Annotated in this window: 24 protein-coding genes; 8 read left to right on the plus strand and 16 right to left on the minus strand. The window is 41.3% G+C overall.

The window, feature by feature from the left end; genetic code table 11:
* Positions 1 to 2: 2 nt before the first annotated feature.
* From ccpC to fadH, 7 genes are all read right to left on the minus strand, one after another.
* The gene (ccpC, locus tag BGM23_RS14415) at positions 3 to 884 is read right to left on the minus strand and encodes a transcriptional regulator CcpC (RefSeq protein ID WP_003232387.1); all 882 of its coding nucleotides are present in this window, start codon (positions 882 to 884) and stop codon (positions 3 to 5) included.
* A 144-nt stretch (positions 885 to 1,028) separates the two neighbouring features.
* Entirely contained in the window at positions 1,029 to 1,472 is a 444-nt protein-coding gene (gene cbpB / locus BGM23_RS14420; RefSeq protein ID WP_003218674.1) for a cyclic-di-AMP-binding protein CbpB, read from the minus strand.
* Positions 1,473 to 1,609: 137 nt separating this feature from the next.
* Positions 1,610 to 1,807 (minus strand): AbrB antirepressor AbbA, encoded by a 198-nt coding sequence (abbA, locus tag BGM23_RS14425; protein WP_010886502.1) that lies wholly within the window; start codon positions 1,805 to 1,807, stop codon positions 1,610 to 1,612.
* Positions 1,808 to 1,940: 133 nt separating this feature from the next.
* Complete coding sequence (locus BGM23_RS14430) at positions 1,941 to 2,459, minus strand: ribonuclease H-like YkuK family protein (RefSeq protein ID WP_003232389.1); 519 nt, start codon at positions 2,457 to 2,459, stop codon at positions 1,941 to 1,943.
* A 109-nt stretch (positions 2,460 to 2,568) separates the two neighbouring features.
* Entirely contained in the window at positions 2,569 to 2,808 is a 240-nt protein-coding gene (locus BGM23_RS14435; RefSeq protein WP_003218671.1) for a YkuJ family protein, read from the minus strand.
* Between the two features lie 646 nt (positions 2,809 to 3,454).
* Positions 3,455 to 4,678, minus strand: coding sequence for an EAL domain-containing protein (locus BGM23_RS14445; RefSeq protein ID WP_029727010.1), 1,224 nt, complete (start codon positions 4,676 to 4,678; stop codon positions 3,455 to 3,457).
* A 63-nt stretch (positions 4,679 to 4,741) separates the two neighbouring features.
* Entirely contained in the window at positions 4,742 to 5,506 is a 765-nt protein-coding gene (gene fadH / locus BGM23_RS14450) for a 2,4-dienoyl-CoA reductase (protein WP_029727009.1), read from the minus strand.
* Between the two features lie 142 nt (positions 5,507 to 5,648).
* On the opposite strand from fadH, the gene BGM23_RS14455 reads away from it, so the two are divergent.
* From BGM23_RS14455 to BGM23_RS14470, 4 genes are all read left to right on the plus strand, one after another.
* Entirely contained in the window at positions 5,649 to 6,512 is an 864-nt protein-coding gene (locus BGM23_RS14455; protein WP_029727008.1) for a metallophosphoesterase, read from the plus strand.
* A 51-nt stretch (positions 6,513 to 6,563) separates the two neighbouring features.
* Positions 6,564 to 7,058: a L,D-transpeptidase family protein gene (locus tag BGM23_RS14460; RefSeq protein WP_072174092.1), complete on the plus strand. Its 495-nt coding sequence runs from the start codon at positions 6,564 to 6,566 to the stop codon at positions 7,056 to 7,058.
* Between the two features lie 75 nt (positions 7,059 to 7,133).
* Complete coding sequence (locus BGM23_RS14465; protein WP_029727007.1) at positions 7,134 to 8,426, plus strand: MFS transporter; 1,293 nt, start codon at positions 7,134 to 7,136, stop codon at positions 8,424 to 8,426.
* A gap of 125 nt (positions 8,427 to 8,551) precedes the next feature.
* A complete protein-coding gene (locus tag BGM23_RS14470) occupies positions 8,552 to 9,016 on the plus strand; it encodes a YkyB family protein (protein WP_003232406.1) in 465 nt (154 codons plus the stop codon).
* A gap of 43 nt (positions 9,017 to 9,059) precedes the next feature.
* Here the strand turns inward: BGM23_RS14470 and cheV are convergent, their stop codons facing one another.
* A complete protein-coding gene (cheV, locus tag BGM23_RS14475; RefSeq protein WP_029727006.1) occupies positions 9,060 to 9,971 on the minus strand; it encodes a chemotaxis protein CheV in 912 nt (303 codons plus the stop codon).
* Between the two features lie 203 nt (positions 9,972 to 10,174).
* On the opposite strand from cheV, the gene BGM23_RS14480 reads away from it, so the two are divergent.
* Both BGM23_RS14480 and BGM23_RS14485 read left to right on the plus strand, forming a co-directional pair.
* Positions 10,175 to 10,336 carry a hypothetical protein gene (locus BGM23_RS14480; RefSeq protein ID WP_003245246.1) on the plus strand — a complete coding sequence of 54 codons (162 nt, stop codon included), beginning with the start codon at positions 10,175 to 10,177 and terminating at the stop codon, positions 10,334 to 10,336.
* A 201-nt stretch (positions 10,337 to 10,537) separates the two neighbouring features.
* Complete coding sequence (locus tag BGM23_RS14485; RefSeq protein WP_014476653.1) at positions 10,538 to 11,719, plus strand: aminotransferase A; 1,182 nt, start codon at positions 10,538 to 10,540, stop codon at positions 11,717 to 11,719.
* A gap of 9 nt (positions 11,720 to 11,728) precedes the next feature.
* Here the strand turns inward: BGM23_RS14485 and kinA are convergent, their stop codons facing one another.
* Positions 11,729 to 13,549: a sporulation histidine kinase KinA gene (gene kinA / locus BGM23_RS14490; RefSeq protein ID WP_015252197.1), complete on the minus strand. Its 1,821-nt coding sequence runs from the start codon at positions 13,547 to 13,549 to the stop codon at positions 11,729 to 11,731.
* Between the two features lie 163 nt (positions 13,550 to 13,712).
* Positions 13,713 to 15,836 (minus strand): peptidoglycan D,D-transpeptidase FtsI family protein, encoded by a 2,124-nt coding sequence (locus BGM23_RS14495; RefSeq protein ID WP_029727005.1) that lies wholly within the window; start codon positions 15,834 to 15,836, stop codon positions 13,713 to 13,715.
* 336 nt (positions 15,837 to 16,172) lie between these two features.
* Here BGM23_RS14495 and BGM23_RS14500 point away from each other — a divergent pair, with 336 nt between their 5' ends.
* Positions 16,173 to 16,946, plus strand: a complete 774-nt coding sequence (locus tag BGM23_RS14500; protein WP_029727004.1) for a CAP domain-containing protein — start codon at positions 16,173 to 16,175, stop codon at positions 16,944 to 16,946.
* A 38-nt stretch (positions 16,947 to 16,984) separates the two neighbouring features.
* Here BGM23_RS14500 and BGM23_RS14505 read toward each other — a convergent pair whose 3' ends face one another.
* Both BGM23_RS14505 and mcpC read right to left on the minus strand, forming a co-directional pair.
* Positions 16,985 to 17,851, minus strand: coding sequence for an NAD(P)-dependent oxidoreductase (locus BGM23_RS14505; RefSeq protein ID WP_015715802.1), 867 nt, complete (start codon positions 17,849 to 17,851; stop codon positions 16,985 to 16,987).
* A 137-nt stretch (positions 17,852 to 17,988) separates the two neighbouring features.
* Positions 17,989 to 19,956, minus strand: a complete 1,968-nt coding sequence (gene mcpC / locus BGM23_RS14510; protein WP_053581883.1) for a methyl-accepting chemotaxis protein McpC — start codon at positions 19,954 to 19,956, stop codon at positions 17,989 to 17,991.
* A 134-nt stretch (positions 19,957 to 20,090) separates the two neighbouring features.
* On the opposite strand from mcpC, the gene BGM23_RS14515 reads away from it, so the two are divergent.
* The gene (locus tag BGM23_RS14515) at positions 20,091 to 20,771 is read left to right on the plus strand and encodes a GNAT family N-acetyltransferase (protein ID WP_029727002.1); all 681 of its coding nucleotides are present in this window, start codon (positions 20,091 to 20,093) and stop codon (positions 20,769 to 20,771) included.
* A 14-nt stretch (positions 20,772 to 20,785) separates the two neighbouring features.
* On the opposite strand, the gene splB is transcribed toward BGM23_RS14515, so the two are convergent.
* The 4 genes from splB to BGM23_RS14535 all read right to left on the minus strand — a co-directional run bounded on the left by splB (position 20,786) and on the right by BGM23_RS14535 (position 24,200).
* Positions 20,786 to 21,814 (minus strand): spore photoproduct lyase, encoded by a 1,029-nt coding sequence (splB, locus tag BGM23_RS14520; RefSeq protein ID WP_003245173.1) that lies wholly within the window; start codon positions 21,812 to 21,814, stop codon positions 20,786 to 20,788.
* A 77-nt stretch (positions 21,815 to 21,891) separates the two neighbouring features.
* The gene (splA, locus tag BGM23_RS14525) at positions 21,892 to 22,131 is read right to left on the minus strand and encodes a splAB operon transcriptional regulator SplA (protein ID WP_003218644.1); all 240 of its coding nucleotides are present in this window, start codon (positions 22,129 to 22,131) and stop codon (positions 21,892 to 21,894) included.
* 90 nt (positions 22,132 to 22,221) lie between these two features.
* The gene (ptsP, locus tag BGM23_RS14530; protein WP_003218638.1) at positions 22,222 to 23,934 is read right to left on the minus strand and encodes a phosphoenolpyruvate--protein phosphotransferase; all 1,713 of its coding nucleotides are present in this window, start codon (positions 23,932 to 23,934) and stop codon (positions 22,222 to 22,224) included.
* The gene (locus BGM23_RS14535) at positions 23,934 to 24,200 is read right to left on the minus strand and encodes a phosphocarrier protein HPr (RefSeq protein ID WP_003154654.1); all 267 of its coding nucleotides are present in this window, start codon (positions 24,198 to 24,200) and stop codon (positions 23,934 to 23,936) included. Before BGM23_RS14535 ends, ptsP begins: the two co-directional genes overlap by 1 nt.
* Positions 24,201 to 24,293: the final 93 nt, after the last annotated feature.

Below are 24,293 nucleotides of genomic sequence, written 5' to 3' on the forward strand. Positions count from 1 at the left end.
CTTTAAAATGGATTTTCCTGGTCCAGCATATCCTTTATCACTTGTACAAAAGCTTGAACTTGTTTCAGTTCAAAGGCAGGCTCATAACCTAATAACCATGTATCCCGACCGATCGGATGCCCTTTCATGTCTAAAAGAGGCATTTTATTCACTTTATCTTCATTTTGAAGGGTAACAGACGGCAAAATGGCATAACCGATTCCGTGCAGTGCCATCTGTTTGCACGTTTCAATCTGATCAACCAATATCGTCTGTTTCGGCGACGTTTTAAATTTTTGATGCCACCAGTGCTGAATTTCCTGAAAATAAGTGCTGTCACTTTTAAACTGGATAAACGGCCGTTCTGTATGGGCAATATCTTCGATGCAGGAAATTTCAGTATCCACTAAATACAGATGATCTGTCATTAAGTAATCTTTGCGCCCCTTCCACTCAGGGTTGCCTCTTATAATGCCGATATGAACCTGATCCTCATACAAGCTTTTCAGCATTTCGCTGCTCCACCCGGTTATGAGCGAGATCTTTGCATTCGGATACTTTTCAACATACGTCTTCAGGACTTTAGGGAGCCAATGCTGACCGATTATGGAGGCGACGGCAAGCTTCAATGTGCCGTGAATTTCACCTTCAAGCTCGTCAATATTTTCTCTTATTCTTTCCTGCTCTAATGTCACATCATTCGCAAACTGAATGATTTTCTCACCGGCGGGCGTTACCGTTAATCCTTTTTGGGATCTTAAAAAGATTTTTGTTCCCCACGCCTTTTCAATGGTTTGTAAGCGCTGAGATAAAGCCGGCTGAGATACAAAAAGCCGTTCTGCCGCCTTTCTCATATTTAATTCCTCAGCTAAAACTACGAGCATATGAAGCTCTTGAAGCTGCATGTCGTCCTCCTTTTTGTTATCAATAAGTTTTTCTTATCTCCCATTCTAATAAAATCTTAGTTTCTTATTCAAGCCCTATTCTCGTTTAAATTATGTATGCGCTTTCTTTTTCGCTCTAGCTATAATAAAAATAGGCCGTACAGCCTACTTATTCAACGAGCGTATATGCTTATTCAATTCCTTTAAAACGACTCTTCTCGTAAAAATCCCTTCAAATACCTGCTCGTCATTTTCAACACAGACAAATCCGTTATTAATGACCATGCCGAATCCCTTCATAATCGGATCATTGATATGAAGGCGCGGAATGTCGGTCAGCATGACTTCCTCAACAGTGATTTGGTCAAGCTTTTCAAACTCAATTCGCTCAAGTCCAAAAATACTGTTCATGATCATATTTGTCCCGATTAAGCCATGTAAACGGTAGGAAGGATCCAGAACCGGGATGGCTGTGTATCCGGTTTTTGTCAATACTAATAATGCGTGCTCAAGGTTATTTCCGACTTGCACGTGCGCTACTTTGTCCGCCTCAATCATAAATTGTCCGACTGTTGCCTCAAGAAGTTGATCTGATTGTAAGCTTATCATGTTTTCGACCCCTTTTCATTTTCATCATCAATACATTCCCTATATTGCAATAATATAAACTTTATCAGTATTTGTCGAAAAGTTTCCTTTCAATAAAAAAGATACTCTTTGTGGAGTATCAATTATAGGGTGTCCCATTAATTTTCAAATCGAAATCGGTCGTATAGCGTTACAAGTTTTTTATAGGTGGTTCCGTCAACGTTTTTGGTCCCTGTCTCTATATCGTTGATCTCACTGCTTAATAGCTCGATGGCATACTCATGGTTGATCAGGATATTCAGCAGAAGTTTTTGTTCTTCTTCTGTAAATCGTTCACCGATAAGACTCATTCGCAATCAGGCCCCCTGTTTTATACTGAATACCTCTGAAAGCAAGACAACTTACTTTCAGCTCTACCGCTAGAATAAGTAATCAGATAACAAACGTCAACCGCATAATTCGACATTTACCTTGGCTTTTTCAGCCAAATTATTTTGTGAAACGATTTGCATAGCTGAAGGCAGTGTATGAATCCGGCTTTATTTTGGCCTCAATCCCCATGGAGGTAATACGTCCAGTCATTTCTTGGATCAGATCTTTTGTAAGCCCTTTTTTCCCAATATCCAAGTGAACTTCAAAGGTAAGATCCGCCCCCTCACCGGTAAAGGGCAGGAGCAGATCGGTAATATCCATTAAGTGTCCATCAAGAATATGAGCGGCCGTTTCTTGGCTGTACGCCGTTTCTAACGAAATCTTCTCCCGAAGGCTATGTATGGGTCTGTCGACTGTATGATTTTTCAAGCAGCCCCAAGCTCCCTTGCCTGTACGATGCAAATGCAATGCGGTAATAAACTTTGTGTAGTCGCGGTAAACCTGTGAATCGGTTCCGATCGATAACACATAAGAAGAACGGGGGTCCTTTTGAACAAAGGCTTTAAGCCGTTCCATCACATCTTGAAAGGTCATCTGTGCTTCTGAAAGATTATAAAACAGAAAAGAATCAGCCATCACGACACTCCTTTTCAAGGATTTACAACCATGAAACAAGTATGTTCCTTACCGTTTATTTCGATTACTTTTGCAAAGGCGGAAGCTTGTTCCCCCTATTTCAGGAATCTTACTGAAGAAGTTCAAAGATTTCGATGGAAACCATGTCGATATTATCAAACGGATATGTGTTAGGTTTTTCACCCTTTTGGAAAACCGTCAGTTCAAACGTTTGATTTTTTTCGAAATATTTAACACTGCATATTTTCTCACCATTCACTTCGAAATAGCGCTGCATTGGCTCGTTAGCCGCTTCCGCTGTTTCTTGCAGACTTTGCAGCCGTGTGATGATACCCATTAATTGTGACATTCTAAAAAAAGACTCCTTTCAAAAAGCAACTTCAAATCAACAAGTATTTATTATAATACAAGTTCTATTGAGCATCATACCATAAAGTCGGACAGGATGGCATTTTCACTGCTGAATTTAAGCAAAGAAAAAAAGTGAAAAAAACTATTTTTCTTTAGTTTGAGGCTTTTTTTGAATGTCATGCACACAATTATAATTTTTTTCGAATCTTTGGCAGCATTAAGAATGCCTTTTTGCAACTTTGTCAAAACCTTCTTTTGAATTTTATGGTGAAGTCCCGCGTGGCCATAATCAATGGGAGTCATGCTGGATAGAGGCAAACAACGGAACTGAAATAAACATTTCAGAACGAATTTTCCTCCTCACCCGTGCAGCAGTGTCAGGGGTGTTCGGCACTGAATGTTTCTCCCAGTGTTAAACGTTTACCACTAGTTAGGTTTATTGTTTCATTGGATTGTCCTATGCTTTGACAAATAAAAAACTTGGCGGGGGTAGCGCCAAGTTTTTTCGGATCTTGATCTGATAGAGGGGTTGGGGAACAGAGAGTAGCTTCTCTCTATAATTAAATGATAATGATTCTCAGTATCAATGTCAATCGTTTTTTGATATTTTTTTCAATTCATAAAAAAAAACGGCCTTTCAGCCGTTAAATCAGTCCGTCCTGCTCATATAAATAAGAATAAGGCAAGTCTATAAATAAATACATCTGATCATCCATCGGATACGAAAACGTTCTGATCATTTCACCTGTTTCCAAATCACTGTACAGATCACTGAAAAAACCTTTTCTGAGATTTCTCATTCTCATAATGTTCTCCAGAAAATAAGGGCGCCAGCTCCAGTTCTTTTCCGCATATTCCGGCTGATAAATCCATTCTCCGTCTTGCTTAAACACATTTCCCGTCAGCTGATCGCCTTCTTCATCACACATGTAAATCCTGAAGCTGCAATCTGTCAGCTCTTCCGCCAGCTTTTTAATAAAGTCATCATCAGAAGACAGATTGTTTTTTCTCAAAGAGGTCACAGCCTGATGCACTCGTTTGTAAAACTGTTCAGAGTGCTCATAGACGGTTTCCAGTTTCTTTTTCTCATGTGTGATAAATTGGTGAAATTCAGTTTTAAGTCTATGTTTCAATACATCTCTCTCTAGAAACGTTTCAGATGGAGACACCAAGTAATAGCCCTGAAAATAGCGGCCTCCGTTTCTCCAGGCGTACTGAAGCTGGAAGTTCGCCTCAATGTCTTCATACAGCAGCGCCGCACCGATTTTTCTTGCTAATAAAGATATGCTGTACAGCACATGCTCATATGACGGTGACGGCTGTGACACTTTCAGCGCCTGCAAATCGATTTTTAACAGATCTGGTGAGAGCAGCGCGATTCTGTCCAAGTTGCTGCTTTCTTTTCCGATGTTGTCAACTGCGATTTTAATTCCGTATGTACGATAGTATGCAAGCATATGGTAGAGCTGCTCAATATCCCCTTCAAAATTGTGCTCTGTAATTTCAAGCACAAAACGGTGGAGTTCGATTCCCTTCGCTTCATATTCTTTCAGAAGCTCCAGAAAGCTTTCACCATGATCCAGCATCAGCAGATTGGCATCCTGATTCATAAAAATCAGCAGATCAGAATCCGACTCTAAAAAGCGGTCAAGAGCCTGGCGGATAATTCTGTTATCAACCTCTAATTTATATTCTTCGGGTATCCCCGCATCTAAAAAGAAGGGCCCGAGACTTTGGATTTCTGAATCTGCCAAAATTCGTCCAAGCACCTCATATCCGACAACCTTCTGCTCCTCGGCACTAAAAATCGCCTGGTAATATGGAAGGACATCATCAATGTTCGTTAAAATATCAAGTGGATCCAACATGTTATCACCTGCTTCTCTATCTTTGTCTGATTATACCACATTGAATCCAAAGATTAATATTCTTTAAAACGGATAAGGATTCAGCCATTGCCCTCCGTCCATTGTGATACAATCCCCGTTTATATAGGATGATTCATCAGAAAGCAAAAACGCTGCCAAAGCGGCGATTTCCTCCGGTGTGCCCAATCGGCCGAGCGGCACACTGTTCATCGTGCGGGCCATCCCTTTTTCCGATTCAAATAGCTTCTCCGCACCGCCTGTTCGTTCAATCGGTCCGGGGGCTATCGCGTTTGTGCGAATGCCGTATTTGCTCCCCCATTCAACGGCCAGCGTTCTTGTCAATGACAATACCCCCGCTTTGGCTGCAGCGGAATGAACGACCCCCGCTCCCGCTCCCCAAGCGTACGTGGCTGCCATATTTAAAATGACACCCTGCTGCTTCTGGTCAATCCAATGCCTTGCCGCTGCTTGGCTGCAAAAAAATGTGCCGTTTAAAACAATCTCAATAACGGCTTTCCATCCATTGGGCGTCAGCTTTTCTGCCGGACAAATAAAGTTTCCGGCCGCGTTGTTAATTAGCGCGTCAAGCTGGCCAAAGGCTTTTATCGCTTCTTTTATCATGTCTGAAGCGGCGGAATCGGAACGGACATCCATTTGAAAACAAGCGACCTGCCCCTCAAAGGTCTCAATTTCTTTTTTTGTTTCCTCAAGTGCTTCATGGTTCCTCCCTGTCACCATAACGTGCCACCCTAATTCAGCCTGTTTTTTTGCCATCGCTTTTCCCATTCCGCTTGACCCGCCGGTAATAATTACCGCCTTTTTTTCCATGTTTATCCCTCCAATTGTGAATGAGTATTCATTCAATAATATTCTATCATTATATCCCTGCCTCTGTCAGCACATGCTCATATGAGATTTTTATCAGATACAGATGATATAATAGAAAAACTCTATTAAAGGTTGGTTTGAAATGAAAAAGATGTCCAGAAGACAATTTCTAAAAGGAATGTTCGGCGCTCTTGCTGCCGGGGCTTTAACGGCCGGCGGGGGATATGGCTATGCCAGGTATCTCGAGCCGCATATGATCGAGACAACCGAACACACAATAAAAAGCTCTCTCATCCCGCACGGATTTGACGGTTTTAAAATCGTGCAGTTCAGCGATGCACACTTGAGTGATTACTTTACTCTCGAAGATTTAAAAACTGTCATTCTTACAATTAATGAATCTAAACCTGATCTCATTGTTTTTACAGGTGATATTATTGATAATCCTGATACGTATCAGCACCACCAGGCAGTCATTCCATTATTGAGAAAGCTTAATGCTCCCTTCGGCAAGCTTTGTATTTACGGCAATCATGATCACGGAGGCTATGGAACTGCCGTTTACAAAAGCCTGATGACGGCCGGAGGTTTCACGGTATATCGCAATGGCTATCAAACATTGTCACTCGCAGATGGCAGCAAAATCGAGATTGCTTCGCTTGATGACTTAATGCTGGGAAACCCAGATTATGAAGGCACCCTTTCAAGGCTGAGCGACAGACTTTTTTCCATTCTTCTCGTCCATGAACCTGATGCGGCCTTGAAAACAACAGATTATCCCGTGAACCTTCAGCTTTCCGGCCATACACACGGCGGCCAGATTCAGCTGCCTTTTTACGGACCGATTATTACGCCTCCATATGGAAAAGTCTACACAGAGGGAATGTATCAAACGGGCAGCACTCATATTTACGTAAACCGAGGCCTCGGGATGACCAGGCTGCCTTTGCGGTTTCTGGCCAAGCCTGAAATCACTGTCTTCACCTTAAAAAGCAAATTAATGTAGCAGGATGGGCTCCCCATCAATACTTATAAGTAAAAAAGGAGGATGAGGAAACTGCTTACGTACCAGGTGAAGCAAGGTGATACACTGAACAGCATCGCGGCTGATTTCAGAATCAGCACGGCTGCATTACTCCAGGCTAATCCGTCACTGCAGGCAGGGCTCACCGCAGGACAGTCCATAGTCATCCCCGGACTGCCGGACCCTTATACAATTCCGTATCATATCGCAGTCTCAATCGGAGCGAAGACCCTTACGCTGTTCCTAAATAATCGGGTAATGAAAACCTATCCCATCGCCGTTGGTAAAATACTAACGCAAACGCCTACTGGCGAGTTTTACATTATTAACCGCCAGCGCAATCCCGGCGGCCCATTTGGCGCTTATTGGCTGAGCCTTTCAAAGCAGCACTACGGAATACATGGGACGAATAATCCCGCTTCGATTGGTAAGGCTGTTTCTAAAGGCTGCATTCGCATGCATAACAAAGACGTGATCGAACTTGCTTCAATTGTGCCAAACGGAACGAGAGTCACGATTAACCGGTAATGTTTTCTTATTTGTTTCAAAAACAGGCGGTTTATAATATGATAAAGTGGGACCTTTAGGGTAAGGAGCGTTTTTATGGATATATTTAAAAATCGTAATTTTGTTCGTCTATTTTTCGCAGCACTCGCTTCTCAAATGGGCACGACAGTAGGCAACATGGCCTTTGCTTTTTTTTTGCTGGACCGATTCAGCAGCCAGCCTTCATATACGACCTTGGCGGAGCTGATGTATTCTCTTCCGACCATATTTGTATTTCTGATCGTGGGAGTCGTCGCGGACCGGTTTGACAGAAAAAAGGTGGCAGAAAATTGTGATTGGATCAGAGCAGGCCTGACTGTCGTGCTTTTTTTCACTTTATTTACCGGCAATATTCCTCTTGTTTTTTGTATCTTATTTATCAGAAGCGCTGTAACAAAGTTTTTCTTTCCGGCAGAAAACAGTTTGGTACAAGCCATTCTGCCGAAGGAGCATTATGTGAAAGCGGCAGGACTTAATCAGATGCTTTTTAGCATTTTTATGGTGTTTGGGGTCGGTATAGGCGCGTTTATGTACAACACCATCGGTATTGAAGGCGCCATTATTCTTGATTTTGTCAGCTTTATCATTTCCGGGCTGCTGATCCGCAGCTGCCGGATTCCAAAAGAAGCCCGACAGCCAAACGGTGCATTCAGCTGGAGAAAGACTTCTGTTAAGGATTCAATAAATGACTTTAGAGAAGGCATCCTCTATATTTTAAAAAACAAATTGCTGGCATCTCTTATTTTTGGCTTCTTCATTTTTGGATTTGTCAATGGAGGATTCGCCGTTTTGCCGATGTTTACAATGAAATATGGATTGGCGCCTGACCGTTATGAGTGGCATACGTCTGTATTTACGATCGCACTCGGGTTTGGGCTGCTGGCAGGCAGCGTAATCGGCACGATCATCTCTAAAAAAGTGAAGCCGCACTTTTTAATGTCGATACCGATTTTCATTGCAGGTTTGCTGATCTTCGTCCTCGGCTACACCAATATTTTATGGGTGTATTACGCGGCAGCTTTTGCACTGGGAATGTGCATCGGACCGATCAACATTGCAATCGGAGGGTGGATGCCAAAAATTGTTCATCCAAAACTGATGGGACGTGTAAGCGGCATGCAGGACCCTTTTATGATGTTTGCACAGTCTTTGACACTCGGCTTAGTCGCACTGTTATTCCCTAAGTTTGTTTCAAACATTGATTATCTTTATTACGGGATGGGTGTTATTATCCTGCTCGTTTTTATTTTTTATTTTATTGCACTGCCAAAATACAGTGCTCAGGCTGTGGAAGTGAATGTTCAGGAAGCATTTCAAGAACAGCCGAAAAAGAAGGCAAGATCTGTATAATGCAGGTTAAAAATGCGCTTTTTTTCTTAGAAAAAAGCGCATTTTTACATTCAATATTTGCATTTCAACTTTAAAAAAGTATAATCTAAACATATAGAAATTGATAAGAGCAAAGGAGAGAAATAATGGACGACCATGCATATACGAAAGATCTGCAGCCAACCGTAGAAAATCTTTCAAAAGCAGTTTACACTGTGAACCGCCATGCAAAAACCGCCCCCAACCCTAAATACCTATATCTGCTGAAAAAACGGGCTTTGCAAAAGCTTGTCAAAGAAGGTAAAGGAAAGAAAATAGGGCTTCATTTTTCAAAAAATCCAAGGTTCAGCCAACAGCAATCGGACGTGCTTATCTCAATCGGAGACTACTATTTTCACATGCCTCCAACTAAAGAAGACTTCGAACATCTTCCGCATTTAGGTACACTTAATCAATCGTACCGAAATCCTAAAGCTCAAATGTCTTTAACAAAAGCGAAACACCTATTGCAAGAATATGTCGGCATGAAAGAAAAGCCGCTAGTGCCAAATCGCCAGCAGCCAGCTTACCATAAACCGGTCTTTAAAAAACTTGGCGAGAGTTACTTTTAAAATAAAAACAGCCGTGCCTCTTTCTGGCAACGGCTGTTTTTATTTATTCAATAACATACGTATCCACTTTTTTAATCAAATCACTGATCTCAGGCTTGCTGATTTGCTCATCTGCGCCTACAACTTCGCCGCGGTGACGCAGATCATCCGTAATTAACGATGAGAAAATCATAACCGGCACATCTGAGCTTTTCGGATTTTCCTTCAGCAGCTTTGTGAGCCTGTGTCCGTCCATTTTTGGCATTTCAATATCAGTGATGATCATATCAATCTGTTCTGATAAATCAGTTTCGTTTTCAGCAAGGTTCATAATGTATTCATATGCCTCTTTTCCATTTTCAAACGAAGCGATATTGTTGTACCCTGCTTCTTTTAGTTCATCCTGCAAGAGGCGCATCAAAAGCGGTGAGTCCTCTACAATGATAAGCTTTTTATCAGTTCTTCTTTCATCGAAGCCCTCGGTATGCATATTATACGTGTCTACACCTGAATCTGATTCAATGTCATAAATAATTTTTTCATAGTCAGGCAAAAAGATCATCAGGTCTTCGAGCTTAATAATCCCGGTAAGGTGCCGCTCCATTCCTTGATTTAACGATGTCGGCTTTTCAATCGCTTCCCAGGATACTCTGTGAATTTGAGAAACACAGCCGACATGAAAAACAATTTTCCGTTTATTAAATTCAGTCACGATATATTTCTCATCTTTTGATCCTTCAGGCTCTACTCCAAAAAATGAGAAGAGACTGATCACAGGGAGGATTTCTCCTCTGAGTTTAATCATTCCTTCTACATGCTGATGGGAGTGAGGCACTGATGTCACCTCGACAGGCTGAATAATTTCTCTTACCTTCATGACGTTAATTCCGAAAGCATTTTCACCCACGCCAAACTTCACAATTTCTAATTCATTTGTACCAGAATCCAATAAAATTTCGTATTGTTGTAACGACAATTCAATCCCTCGCTATTCGCATTCAGTATTGTACTGTATATATCGGCGTAATTTGTAAAAAGTGAATGGCAGCTCTTCAAAATCGAATTCCGAAGGCAACAAGCCGCGTTCCTCAAAAAAGAAACTTTTTTCCTAATAACCATTGACTTTCCAACTAACAGTGATAAAATAGTCAAGGATTTTTCCAAAGAAGGGTGTAAATAATGGGTACCTTAGTAATATTTAAAGAAAACGAAATGACTGTTTTAGAGGATATCAGTGAAGAAACTTACCTGAATATGAAGAAAGAATCAGCTGACCTTCAAGAAGAGCATCCTCCGTATCTGATTTGGCACGAAGACCTTCATTTTGATTATGGCTATTAATGAAATTGGCACATATAAACAATAATAGAACATGATACAATAAAGACAATCAAATCGCTGGTTGTCTTCTTTTTTTCTGAAAAGAAAGGTATGTTTAGAAAAAAGGCGCATACAATCGAAATATATCAGTTAAAAAGGTGACAAATGATCAGCTAGTGGTAAAATAGGATAAACTCATTATATTTGTTAAGGTGATGAATTATGGAACATTTGCTGAATCCGAAAGCAAGAGAGATCGAAATTTCAGGAATACGCAAATTCTCGAATCTTGTAGCCCAACACGAAGACGTCATTTCACTTACAATCGGCCAGCCTGATTTTTTCACACCGCATCATGTGAAAGCTGCCGCAAAAAAAGCCATTGATGAAAACGTGACGTCATATACTCCGAATGCCGGCTACCTGGAGCTGAGACAAGCTGTGCAGCTTTATATGAAGAAAAAAGCGGATTTCAACTATGATGCTGAATCTGAAATTATCATCACAACAGGCGCAAGCCAAGCCATTGATGCTGCATTCCGGACGATTTTATCTCCCGGTGATGAAGTCATTATGCCAGGGCCTATTTATCCGGGCTATGAACCTATTATCAATTTGTGCGGGGCCAAGCCTGTCATTGTTGATACTACGTCACACGGCTTTAAGCTTACCGCCCGGCTGATTGAAGATGCTCTGACACCCAACACCAAGTGTGTCGTGCTTCCTTATCCGTCAAACCCTACCGGCGTGACTTTATCTGAAGAAGAACTGAAAAGCATCGCAGCCCTTTTAAAAGGCAGAAATGTCTTCGTATTGTCCGATGAAATATACAGTGAATTAACATATGACAGACCGCATTACTCCATCGCAAACCATTTGCGGGATCAAACAATTGTCATTAACGGGTTGTCAAAATCACACAGCATGACCGGTTGGAGAATTGGATTTTTATTTGCACCGAAAGACATTGCAAAGCACATTTTAAAGGTTCATCAATACAATGTGTCGTGCGCCTCATCCATTTCTCAAAAAGCCGCGCTTGAAGCTGTCACAAACGGCTTTGACGATGCACTAATTATGAGAGAACAATATAAAAAACGTCTCGACTATGTTTATGACCGTCTTGTTTCCATGGGACTTGACGTAGTTAAACCGTCCGGTGCGTTTTATATCTTCCCTTCTATTAAATCATTTGGAATGACTTCATTTGATTTTAGTATGGCTCTTTTGGAAGACGCTGGTGTGGCACTCGTGCCGGGCAGCTCGTTCTCAACATATGGTGAAGGATATGTAAGATTGTCTTTTGCGTACTCGCTGGACACGCTGAGAGAAGGCCTGGACCGTTTAGAATTATTTGTATTAAAAAAACGTGAAGCAATGCAGACGATAAACAACGGCGTTTAAGCCGTTGTTTTATTTTTTTGGAAATGAAATTTTAAACGCTGTGCCTTTTTCAGGATGGCTATCCACATGTATAACTCCCTGATGGTTTTCAATGATATTAAATGTCACCATTAATCCAAGCCCCGTACCTTTTTCTTTTGTTGTTAAAAATGGTTCTCCAATCCGGTTTAGTACCTTTTCAGGTATACCTTCCCCTTCGTCTTTGACAGTAACATGAACAGAATGCTCATCTTCGGTTATAATAATGTCTACTGTTCCCCCATCAGGCATTGATTCAACTGCATTTTTGATTAAATTAATGAATACCTGCTTTAATTGGTTTTGATCCCCGTTTATATAAATGCTGTCTTTTTCATAACTTGTTCTGATAAAAATGCCATTTAAATTCGCCTGCGTTTCTAACAGGGCTGAAACCTCACCAATTAATTTTTTCAAGTTCAAATATTCTTTGACAGCATTTTGCTGAGGTTTCGCCAGCATGAGCAATTCACTGAGTATTAATTCGATACGGCTGAGTTCAGAAAACACAATATCAAAGTAATGTTCGTTGCCTTCCATTGTCGGTTTCATCAGCTGTAAAAATCCTTTGATCGCTGTAAGAGGGTTGCGGATCTCATGGGCGATTCCCGCCGCGAGCTGCCCTGCGATTGATAATTTTTCCGATTTCAGCATCAATTCTTCTGTTTGTTTTCTCTCTGAGATGTCCCGAAGAATGACCTGGACGGCCGCTTCACCAAAAAAGGTCGTCGGAATGCAGACCATCTCCGTATAAATGACCCTGTTCTGAAAGGTGAACCAGGATTGCTTGACAATTTCAGATTCTGTTTTTTGCTCGGCGATGTTTTGGATTCTCTCTTTTACATCCTCGTGATCGCAAGGATGCAGCTGATCGTATATGTTTTTGCCAATTAAGTCCTCATAGGTAGCCGCTTCAAACAGGGAAATTCCCGATTCATTCATAAACACCCATTTTCCATTGTGAATCACCGCAATGGTATCAATGGAATTTTGAATCAGCAGCTGATATCGTTCACGGCTTTTTTGCAGGATGGTTTGGAATTTCTTCCTTGAAGAGATATCGATCAGCAGCAGCAGCTCAGCCTGCTGGTTTTTGTAGACGGTCGGGGATGCTTTCACTTCTAAATGAACAGGTGTGCCATCAAGCCTTTTCCACGTCTGTTCAATCATTCCGACTTCCATTCCTTTTTGCATTCGTATAATCCTGTTTTTCACGATATCATGATATTCTTCTTCAATAAATTCATAGGACCATTTACCAATAATAGCATCCTTGCTTTTGGCTCCCAGCATTGAGAGCATCGCGCTGTTTACATAGACGATCTTGCCTTTGACACTGATGCATAGCGGACTCGGGAGATTTTCAACCAACCGTTCATAATCATCCGTTATATATGTAGTCGATTCCGGGCTTGCAGGTTCGATTTCATGTTTTTCGCAGTTTAGGGATTGATGGCCTGTTTCTTCTTCAAGAACCTTCATTTTCAAAATGATTTCCCGTTCTGTCCGCTCAGCTCTTGTCGTAACAATTTCTACCGCAGCCTCCACCCACACAATCGTATGATCTTTTTTAATAAAACGAAAGGTGCACGGCATCAGATGATGTTCATTATAAAAATAGCTTTCAACCAAAAATTGGTCTTCCTCATGCAGAAACGTTTTGAGGAATGATCCGATCATCTCTCCTTGGAGATAGCCCAAATGCAGTTTGGAGTTGGCAGATATATAAATGATGCGTCCATTAGAGGCCAAGACTGCATGAATATCGGTTTTTGTTTGAAGTGGTTTAACATGCTGCGTATCCTGTTCCACAGAATCCCTCCTTTGCATGATCATCGTGTTTCGACATATACAGATTGACTTTTACCTAGTATGATTCGCTAGAAAATGAGTATTCTCCTTCTATTCTTATGGTGAACGTCAATTTTTGAATAAAAGAAAGGGCACACAATCTTTTCGTTGTGCACCCTGTTTTTTATTTTTTACTGTGTTTTTTTTCGAGCTCTGCGTAGGCGTGGATAGCTCTTTTGGCAATGAGTTTGTTGATCGGGTCGTGGTCGTTCGCTACAGAAGGAACAACAACACTGAAAGCCACTTTTGGATTTTTTGACGGATAATAGCCGACAAAAGTTAGATTGTACGTGCTTTTTCCCCACCAATTACGATTTGTTCCGTAATAAAATGTTTGAGCAGTTCCTGTTTTTCCGGAAACATCCTCTGCAAACGTATTTCTAGCTGTTCCCGAAGTGGTAACTAGCTTCATTCCAGTCTTCACCTGCTGAATGTCACTTTCTGAGTTGTTAATTTTGTTGAGAATGTTTGGCTTTCTTTGTTCAATGGTCTTCCCAAGGCCTTCTTTTTTGCTGGGCTCATGAACACTTGTAACAATTCTTGGTTGAATGCGGTACCCCCCATTGGCAATTGATGAGATGTACTGAGCCATTTGAAGCGGTGTATATGTATCGTATTGTCCAATGGCCAAGTCTAAAATTAACCCCCCTACCGCATCAGGTGTAGTTTGCATACCGGCTGATTCCTGCGGCAGATCGATACCTGTCTTTACTCCCAGGCCAAATTGGCTGTAGTAATTTCTCATTTTGTTTAAATCCTTCTGGTCAGCAGGAAGAGGTCCATGCGGCTTGTATGTGACACCGGCAATGTGCATGGCGACATTAAACATGTATACGTTTGAGCTTTTTTGCAATGCCGTTAATTCATTAATAGTTCCCATATTCATATAGGACTTCTTAGGCTTATTACCGTTTCCTGCAAAATACAGTGGCATGTCAACAAAATATTTATAATGCGGGATTCCGTCCTGATAGCCGGCAAGTACGGTGGCACCCTTTACTGCTGAACCCATTTCATATTGGGTTGTAAATGCCCCTATCGCATAATCCTGAATTTTGTTTGTTTCTAGATCTATCTTTTTCCCTGCCATCGATAAAATATCGCCGTTGTTCGGGTCCATCATCACGGCAAAGGCTCTGTCAAGCATGTAATTTCCGCGTGCACGGCTGTTTCTTACTTCTTCTTCAATGATCTTTTCTACCTTTGCCTGAAGCTCCATGTCAAAAGAAAGCTGAAGATCGTATCCCCTGCTGCCTTTATCAATGGTTTTTTGGCTGACGACATTTCCTTTATTATCTTCTACGTATTCCACTTTTTCTTTATGCGAATTTAAATATTCTTCATATTGATACTCTAAATAACTTTTTCCCACCCTGTCATTATTCGCATAGCCTCTTGTTAAGTAGAAATCTTTCCGGTCGCTCAGCAGGCCCTGATCAGGTGTCGTGACGCCCCCGAAAACAGAATAAAGGGTTTTGTCATAAGGATATTTTCGTGTCCAATCGTTTACGATATCGATTCCCGGAAGTTCTTCTAAATGCTCAGAAACAATGGAAATTTCATCATATGTTAAGTCATTTTTTGGTCTTTGCGAGGAGTTTTTCTTCTCATCAAGCAGCGCTCCGTTTTTTCCATTGCTATTGCTCTTATTTGGATTCATTGCCTTTACGATTTGAGGTTCGTAAGCATTCCCGCTTGAAAACCTTGTATATATCGCAGCAGTTTCCATTTCATCGTCATCTTGCTGAATAGCCTTTAATTCTTGATCTGGAACACGCTCTATTTGAAGCTTGTAAGCCTGGTCTCCTTTCAGATTGCTTTCTGATTCCTTAAGCAGAGCGGCGGCTTTTTTCGGATGAGCTGCGATCCAATAATCACGAAGATCCCTTTCCTTCAAAAATTCGGTATCAATATGAATGAAAGAAGCAAGACGCTTCGCTGTTTTGATTTTATCTTCTGTTTTTGTGCTAGATGTTGATACATACACAATTTCTGGAACGCTCTGGTTGTCGACAGCAACTTTCTGGTTTCTGTCGTACATCTTCCCGCGAGGCGCAGGATAGTAAGCTGTTTTTGCATTTGATTTCTCAGCGTCTTCTTCATGCTGTTCGCCTTCAACAATTTGAACAACCCCGAGCTTAAAAATTAATGCAGTGAATAGAACAAAGACAGCTAGGAAAAAAAGGTTCATTCTGATTGCTCTGTTTCCTTTGCTCTTTTTCTTTGGTTCACGTCCTATTTCAGTCACTTCTGGTTACCCCTCTCAAATCATTCAATATATTTACATATACTGAGATTAATTGTAACACCTTTGTAATAGTTGTTACAGCGAAAAGGAGTAAAAAAAGCTGTCAATATAAAAACACATTAAAATATAACTAACGGTTCAAAAAAAAGGAAGCTATGTAACGGTACGATAAAATCATATATACCGCTGATTCCCTTATTCTTAGTGATTCAACGGATTTACTTTACGAAAATGACAATCTCTATTTGTCAAAGGAAAGTGCTGGAATCTTTATGACAAAAAAGCTATGTTATGATTTTTCTGTAGAAACAAACAACTCTAGGAGGTTACGAACTAATGAAGAAAGCATTTATTTTATCTGCTGCCGCTGCGGTTGGATTATTCACATTCGGGGGCGTACAGCAAGCATCAGCGAAAGAACTCTCCTGCCAGGCTGTGGTTACAGTAAAAACGGGGAACACAGTACAAAACATGTCACTTAACGATGCAGTGAAAAAACTGCATATTAACACAAATATCAAAACGTTAAACGCTGCAAACGAAGAAGAGATTAAGCAGCTTCTTCAAAAACATGCGAAGCAATCTAACGTGAAAGTTCAGGATGTTCAAAAGACAGAAACGGCAAAACCTGCACAAAAGACTACTGAAAAAGCAGCTGCTGATCAAAACACTGCTTCTAAAGCACCTGCAACTGCTGAAAAAACAAACACAACAACATCTGCACCTTCATCTGTAAGTGCATATGAGAAAAAAGTTGTTGAACTTACAAATGCAGAAAGACAAAAACAAGGATTAAAGCCGCTTCAAATTGATGAAACGTTAAGCAAATCTGCACGCGCAAAATCTCAGGATATGAAGGACAAAAACTACTTTGATCACCAAAGCCCAACATACGGCTCACCGTTTGATATGATGAAATCTTTCGGAATCAGCTACAAAACAGCAGGTGAAAACATTGCGAAGGGCCAAAAGACACCAGAAGAAGTAGTAAAAGCTTGGATGAACAGTGAAGGACACAGAAAAAACATTCTAAACCCTAACTTTACTCACATCGGTGTTGGCTACGTTGAGTCTGGAAGCATCTGGACACAACAATTCATCGGAAAATAATAAAAAAAGATTGCCTGTTTCGTACAGGCAATCTTTTTTTATTTCACCCAAAGCTTATATATACTCTGTGTTCCGCTGTTTTCTTCACCTTGAGCAGCTAGCTTGTCATATAAGGATTTTGCGAGCGACAAGCCTGGCATTTCTTCCCCCATTAATTCTGCTTCCTCTAGTGCAATTCCCATATCCTTAATAAAATGCTTCACATAAAATCCCGGTTCAAAGTTGCCTTGCAGCATACGGGGAGCAAGATTTGACAATGACCAGCTTCCGGCTGCGCCCGTTGTGATGCTTTTCAGAACATTTTCCGGCTCTAGGCCTGATTTTTGGGCATAAGCCATCGCTTCAGCAACACCGATCATACCGGCTGCAATTGCAATCTGATTGCACATCTTGGTATGCTGTCCGCTTCCAGCCGGTCCTTGATACTGAATATTCTCTCCCATTAAAGAGAAAATCGGCATGCAGGCTTCAAAAGCTTCTTTTTCTCCACCGACCATAATTGCGAGTGTTCCGTTTTGTGCACCGACGTCTCCACCGGAAACAGGAGCGTCTAAAGCGAACAATGCTTTTTCTTTGGCCGCTTCAGCAATCTTCTTCGCAAGCGAAGGCTTAGATGTCGTCATATCAATAAGATATGCGCCTTCTTTTGCGTTTTCAATAATTCCATTGCTTCCGAAATACACTTCTTCAACATCACTGGGATAGCCGACCATTGTGATGATAACATCCGCTTCTTTCGAAAGATCTTTGACCGTATCTTTCCAGATCGCGCCTTTTTGAAGTATGCTTTCTGCTTTTTCTTTTGTCCGGGTGTACACCAAAACAGGGTGGCCGTCATTGAGAATATGTGATGCCATGCTTTTTCCCATTACTCCAAGACCGATAAAACCAATTGTTTTTTTCAAGGTCATTCCTCCCAGATGTTTCGTTTAGATTTTAGTTAAAATTTATCATTTTTCCTTCATTTTCTAGACTACCATATCTATTCATCTTATAAAATAAAAAATCCCCAAAACAAATGATGTTTGGGGATGTAATTGGATTACAATGTGAATTTTGCAATTGTGTTCATAAGCTCTTGGCTTGCATGTTTTAGTGTTTCCGTTGAGTGTTTGACTTTCTCAAGGGTGACAAGCTGTTCATCGGTTGATGCGTTCACTTCCTCTGCTGCGGCAGCTGATTCCTGTGATATGGCTGAAATGCTTTGAATAGCTTCAGATATCGCAAGCTGTTCTTCACTCATTCTTTGAATTTCCGCGTAAATGTGATCAATACCTTGTACCAGTGACTGCATTTCTGCAGTTATCGTATTTAATACCTCTCCAGTTTCGTGAATGGCACTGTTTTGTTCATCATTCATTCTGCTTGCCTCAACCATCGCGTGAGAGGCCTCTTTTGTCTCAAGCTGGATAAGCTTCACAGTCTCGCTGATATGCTTTGTAGAAAGGGCTGATTGCTCAGCTAACTTCCGCACTTCATCGGCTACGACGGCAAAACCGCGCCCGCTTTCTCCGGCTCTGGCTGCCTCAATACTGGCATTTAAGGCAAGCAAGTTGGTTTGATCAGATATGTTTGAAATCGCTGTAACGACTTCTTCAATATTCTTAGTTTGATTTTCCAAATCCAGCAGCATCGTTTCAACCTTTTTCGTTTCCATATTGGCTTCGTTTGATTTCATCAGCAGCTGGCCGAGCGCGTCAAGTCCTTTATAGCTTGCATCCTCGGACGATTTTGATCGTTCTTTAATTCCGCCTGCCTCCTCAGCGATTTGCCTGATTTTCGTTGACAGGCTTTCCGATTTTTCATTAATGGTTTCAACTTTAGAAGCCTGTTCCGATGCCCCTGCGGCTACTTCTTCAATCGCTTTTGCAATTTGTCCGCTTGTTTCATTTGTTTCGGCAGAGACAGCCGTTAATTGTTCAGAGGTGTCAGATACTTTCCCTGAAGAGAGTCTGACTTGCTCAACCATTTCCTTCATATTTTCAACCATCAGATTAAAGTCTCTTGTTAAAATACCGACTTCATCCTTGGATTTTGATTCCGCGCGCACTGTTAAATCGCCTGCGGAAACAGCTTTCGTTTTTGCGATCAGCTGCTGTATCGGGCCGGTTATCGTTTTGGCCAGGAAGTAGCTGAGAATAATTGTTATGATAAGCGCAATCAATGATATCCAAAGATTTGCCCGATTCATTTTATCTGAAATCCACATTAATTGATCGGTATCAAACTGCGTTCCGACCTTCCAGCCCGTTTCGCCAATCGTTTGGTACACAACCATTTTCCCATTCACATCTTGTATCCCTTTTTTCTCGGATGCGATGGTTTGCAGTGTTTGATCCTTTGATATATTTTTTCCTTGATTTGACGGATGGGCTAAAAGATTGCCGCTCGCATCAGCTAAAAAGGCAAATCCATTGTAAGGCACCTTTTGTTTATTGACCATACTCTGGATAGCAGAGAGTTTCAAGTCATAGCTGGCAACCCCTATCACTTTTTGCCCGTCTAAGATCGCTTTCGATGCAGTAACAATCATGTCTCCTGTCACGACATCTTTATAAGGTTCCGTCCAAACAACTTGATCCGGGGTTTCAGCTGCAAGCTTATACCATGGTCTTGATGTTGGATCGTAATCCTCAGCGAAATCCGCTTTTGGATATGTAAACATTTCTTTTTTTGCGGTGCCTATGTAAGCCATCGCAACATAATCATCGTTATCTTTGATTTGCTTAATGTCATCGTGAAACAGCCGAGAAGCTTCTTTACTTGGTTTCGTTACAAATGTATGCGTTAATTCCCCATTAGCCAATCTTGATAACGAAATGGCATAACTCTTTAATTGCAATTCAATATTTTGTTCAAGTGACTGCGTCACGTTTTGAGTTGTATTTTTCCCATCCTCTGTAATCATCGGTTTTAGCGTCAAATAAGAAGACAGCATTAAAAGAACAACTGTGATGATTAACATAATCGAAACAAAAACAGCAATCTTCATGTGAAGTTTTTTAAACAAACCAATCCCCTCCTAATTTCTATATCGGCCCTTTCGTTTGAAAAATGAATAATCAAAAAATAAATTATAAGAAAATCGGAATATATTTACTGAAAATTCAATCTTCGTTATAATGAAACAACATAAGGAGAGTGATGATCATACTAAAACAAATGTATGTGCATGACGGCAGAAAATTTGAGGCTCTGACCATTAGAAACTACACTGAGACTGACATCGAGAGGCTGATTTCTCTTCAAGAAGAATGTTTCCCTCCTCCGTTTCCCCAGGAATTGCTGTGGTCAGAGGACCAGCTTGCCAGCCATATCAAAACCTTTCCGGAAGGCGCTTTATGCGCGCTCATCAATGACAGAATTATCGGTTCCATGACTGCTCTTATTGTACAATTTGAGCCTGAATCTCCTGATCATACATGGGCACAAGCAACTGACAACGGATCGATTAAAAATCATGAACCTCATGGAAATACTTTATATGTAGTGGATATTTCTGTTTCTCCTCATTATCGAAAGCTTGGAATCGGAAAATGGCTGATGAATACGATGTATGAGCTGACTGTTGATAAAAGACTGGAACGCCTTCTCGGCGGCGGCCGCATTCCTTTGTATTATAAATACGCACACGAGATCAGCGCTGTTCAGTACGTTGAAGATGTGATGGAAGGCAGGAAAAACGACCCTGTGCTGTCCTTTCTCCTCCGTTGCGGGCGTTCACCTATTCGTGTAGTCAGCAATTATTTGGAGGATAAAGAATCATTGAATTACGGCGTTTTGATGGAATGGAAAAATCCTTTTTATAAAAAAGCGAGCTGTTGATCACAACAGCCCGTTTAAGTGAAATATTCAATTTTTGCGTTAGGGAAAAAGGTATCAATATAGGATTCAAGTGCCTCTCGAAGTGCATGCTCTTCATCTTTCTGATAAATATATTTTCCGATCCCGTAACGGCCCCATTTATAACGGCGCTTTTCTTCATCTAATTCGAGCTTCGTCTTCGGATAATTTTTCTCTATCACTCGTTTGGCCGGTTTTGTAAAACGGTGTTGAATTAATTCAAACGTAATGTCATGTCTAACGTCCTGCGGCAAAGCAGCATCTAGCTTTTCAAACAGATGTCTGTATCCTTCTTCCCAGCCTTCATGAATATAAATCGGAGCAACAATAAAGCCTAGCGGGTAGCCTGCTTTTGCAACTTTTACTGCCGCTTCTATCCGCTTATCAAGAGGTGAAGTTCCCGGCTCAAAGTTTTTAATCACATAGTCGGCATTAATACTGAATCTGAATCTCGTTTTCCCGTTATGCTTTGCGTCTAATAGGTGATCGACATGATGAAATTTCGTTACAAATCGGAGCTTTCCGAGATCACTTTGGCCAAAATGTTCAATGGCGCGCTTCAGCGTGTGTGTCAGATGATCAATTCCTACAATGTCTGACGTACATGATGCTTCGAACCTTGTGAACTCTGGTGCGCGCTCCTTCATATACTTATCTGCCTGATCTAAAATCTCTTCGACGTTTACATAAGTTCTGATATACGGCTTTGATCCCATGGTTGTTTGCAGGTAGCAGTAATGACAATGCCCCATGCAGCCTGTTGCAAACGGAATGGCATATTCGGCCGAGGGTTTGGATGAATCAAACTTTAATGTTTTCCGGACACCGATAACTAAAGTTGATTTCGCATTGCGATATTGCTGAAGATGATTTTTCCCAGGGATATTACGCACCTGATTGTGGGATGTCGTTTCTCTGATTTCAATACCCATATTCTCAAATTTATCTTGTAATTCTTGGCCCAGCGGATATTCCAGCGCCCTCGGTTCTATATACACAAGCTGCGGAACAAATGGGTTCTGCATGATGCCACATCCTTTTCCTTTACTAACGTTACTTTTCTCACTAGGCGGAAAGGATATGAGTTGTAATGATTTCCTTGTTACTCATACGGATCAATATCAAACAGTTCTTTGTAAAGCGATTTAGCTTCTTCATAGCTTGCAAACACAGCATCGTCCTCTGCGAACGGATGATAGGTTTCATAAATAAACAGGGAAAGCTCGCCTTCATGGTATGGATGGTGCACAATTTCGGCTTCCTTTATGTGAGCTACATTGGCAGCGTGCGGATTTCTGTAGATCACATAAACAGTATCTCCTGCGTTAAATTGGTTTGACATACTATCCCTCCTAGCCATGTTATTGTGTCCTTCTATGCCCTTACTTATGAAAAAAACCAGACAGGCCGGAGGCCGTCTGGTTTTTGTACATTACTTGAAGGTTTCTTTTACGAACGCGACAACTTCTTCTGTCGTGCTCATAGATAAGATTTTCTCTTTGAATGACTCAGCTTCTTGTTTAGACAATTTGCTGATTTGTGTTCTTGCCGGAAGGATAGACGTTGCGCTCATTGAGAACTCATCTAAGCCTAAGCCGAGAAGGATCGGAATCGCAATCTCGTCTCCTGCCATTTCTCCGCACATGCCAACCCATTTTCCTTCTTTGTGTGCTGCTTCAATTACGAGTGTAATTAAGCGAAGGATTGCCGGGTTGTATGGCTGATACAGGTAAGATACACGTTCATTCATACGGTCAGCTGCCATTGTGTATTGGATCAAATCGTTTGTTCCGATACTGAAGAAATCAACCTCTTTAGCAAACTGATCAGCGATGACTGCAGTTGACGGAATCTCAACCATCATTCCGACTTCAATATCGTCAGATACAGCCTGTCCCGCTTTTACGAGCTTTTCTTTCTCTTCAAGAAGGATCGCTTTTGCTTCTTTGAATTCGTTAACTGTCGCAATCATAGGGAACATGATTTTCAAGTTTCCGTATGTACTTGCACGAAGCAGCGCGCGAAGCTGTGTTCTGAAGATTTCTTGCTCTTCAAGGCAAAGACGAATCGCTCTATATCCCAGGAACGGGTTCATTTCTTTAGGAAGCTGCAGGTAAGGAAGCTCTTTGTCTCCGCCGATATCAAGTGTCCGCACGACGACTGATTTTCCTTCCATACGCTCAAGAACCGTTTTGTAAGCATCAAACTGCTCATCTTCTGTAGGCAGCTGATCTCTTCCCATGTAAAGGAATTCTGTACGGTAAAGGCCAACTGCTTCTCCGCCGTTTTCAAGAACACCTTTTACATCATCAGGAGTACCGATGTTCGCTGCAAGCTCTACATGATGTCCATCTTTTGAGACAGTCGGTTCATTGACAAGCTTCGCCCACTCAGCTTTTTGAGCCAAATAAGCATTATGTTTTTCTTCATACTCTTTTACAGTTTCCGCAGATGGGTCAATAATGACATCGCCATTGATACCGTCAACGATAACAGTCACGCCGTTTTGGATCGTGCCTGTAGCCGCTTTCGTTCCAACAACTGCTGGAATCTCAAGAGAACGTGCCATGATGGCAGAGTGAGATGTGCGTCCGCCGATATCAGTAGTGAATCCTTTTACGAACTCACGGTTTAATTGGGCTGTGTCAGACGGTGTTAAGTCTTCAGCTACAATAATAACCTCTTCTGAGATCATGCTTGGGTTTGGAATTTCAACGCCAAGCAGGTGGCCGGTTACGCGTTTTGTTACATCGCGGATATCTGCCGCACGCTCTTTCATATATTCGTTGTCCATAGATTCAAACATGGTAACGAACATAGAAGACGTTTCTTTTAAAGCGAATTCAGCGTTCACTGAATCAGTGCTGATTTTTTCTTTCACAGGGTTCAGAAGCTCAGGGTCACTGAGAACTAAAAGGTGAGCAGAAAAAATATCAGCTTTATCCTGACCCAGTTCTTTCAAAGCGTGCTCTTTGATTTTTTCGAGCTCTTCTTTTGAACGTGCAATCGCTTCATCAAAACGGCTTACTTCCGCTTCAGAATCAGAGATGTTTTTCTTTTCAACCGTTAAATCTGGCTCTTCAAGCCGGTATGCTTTTGCAATCGCGATGCCGGCTGAAGCACCAATCCCTTTTAATTCTTGCATTACTCGCCGAGTCCTTCGCTTTTCATTGTTTCTTCTAAAGCGTTAAGAGCATCGTTTTCGTCAGCTCCGGAAGCAGAGATTGTGATCTCAGCGCCTTTAGCGATACCTAAAGACATAACACCCATAATAGATTTAAGGTTAACTGTTTTGCCGTTATATTCTAAATTAACGTCAGCGTCGTATTTGCTAGCAGTTTGTACAAGAACTGTCGCAGGACGAGCATGGATTCCAGAATCTGCAGTTACTTTAAATGTTTTTTGTGCCATTTTTATCATTCTCCTTTTAACTTAAAGCTTAATTACTTCACAATATTATATCATACAACCGTACTTGTCATCTGACAAGCACGGCGTACTAAC

The organism is Bacillus sp. FJAT-14266 (assembly GCF_001719225.1).
Lineage (GTDB): Bacteria > Bacillota > Bacilli > Bacillales > Bacillaceae > Bacillus > Bacillus subtilis.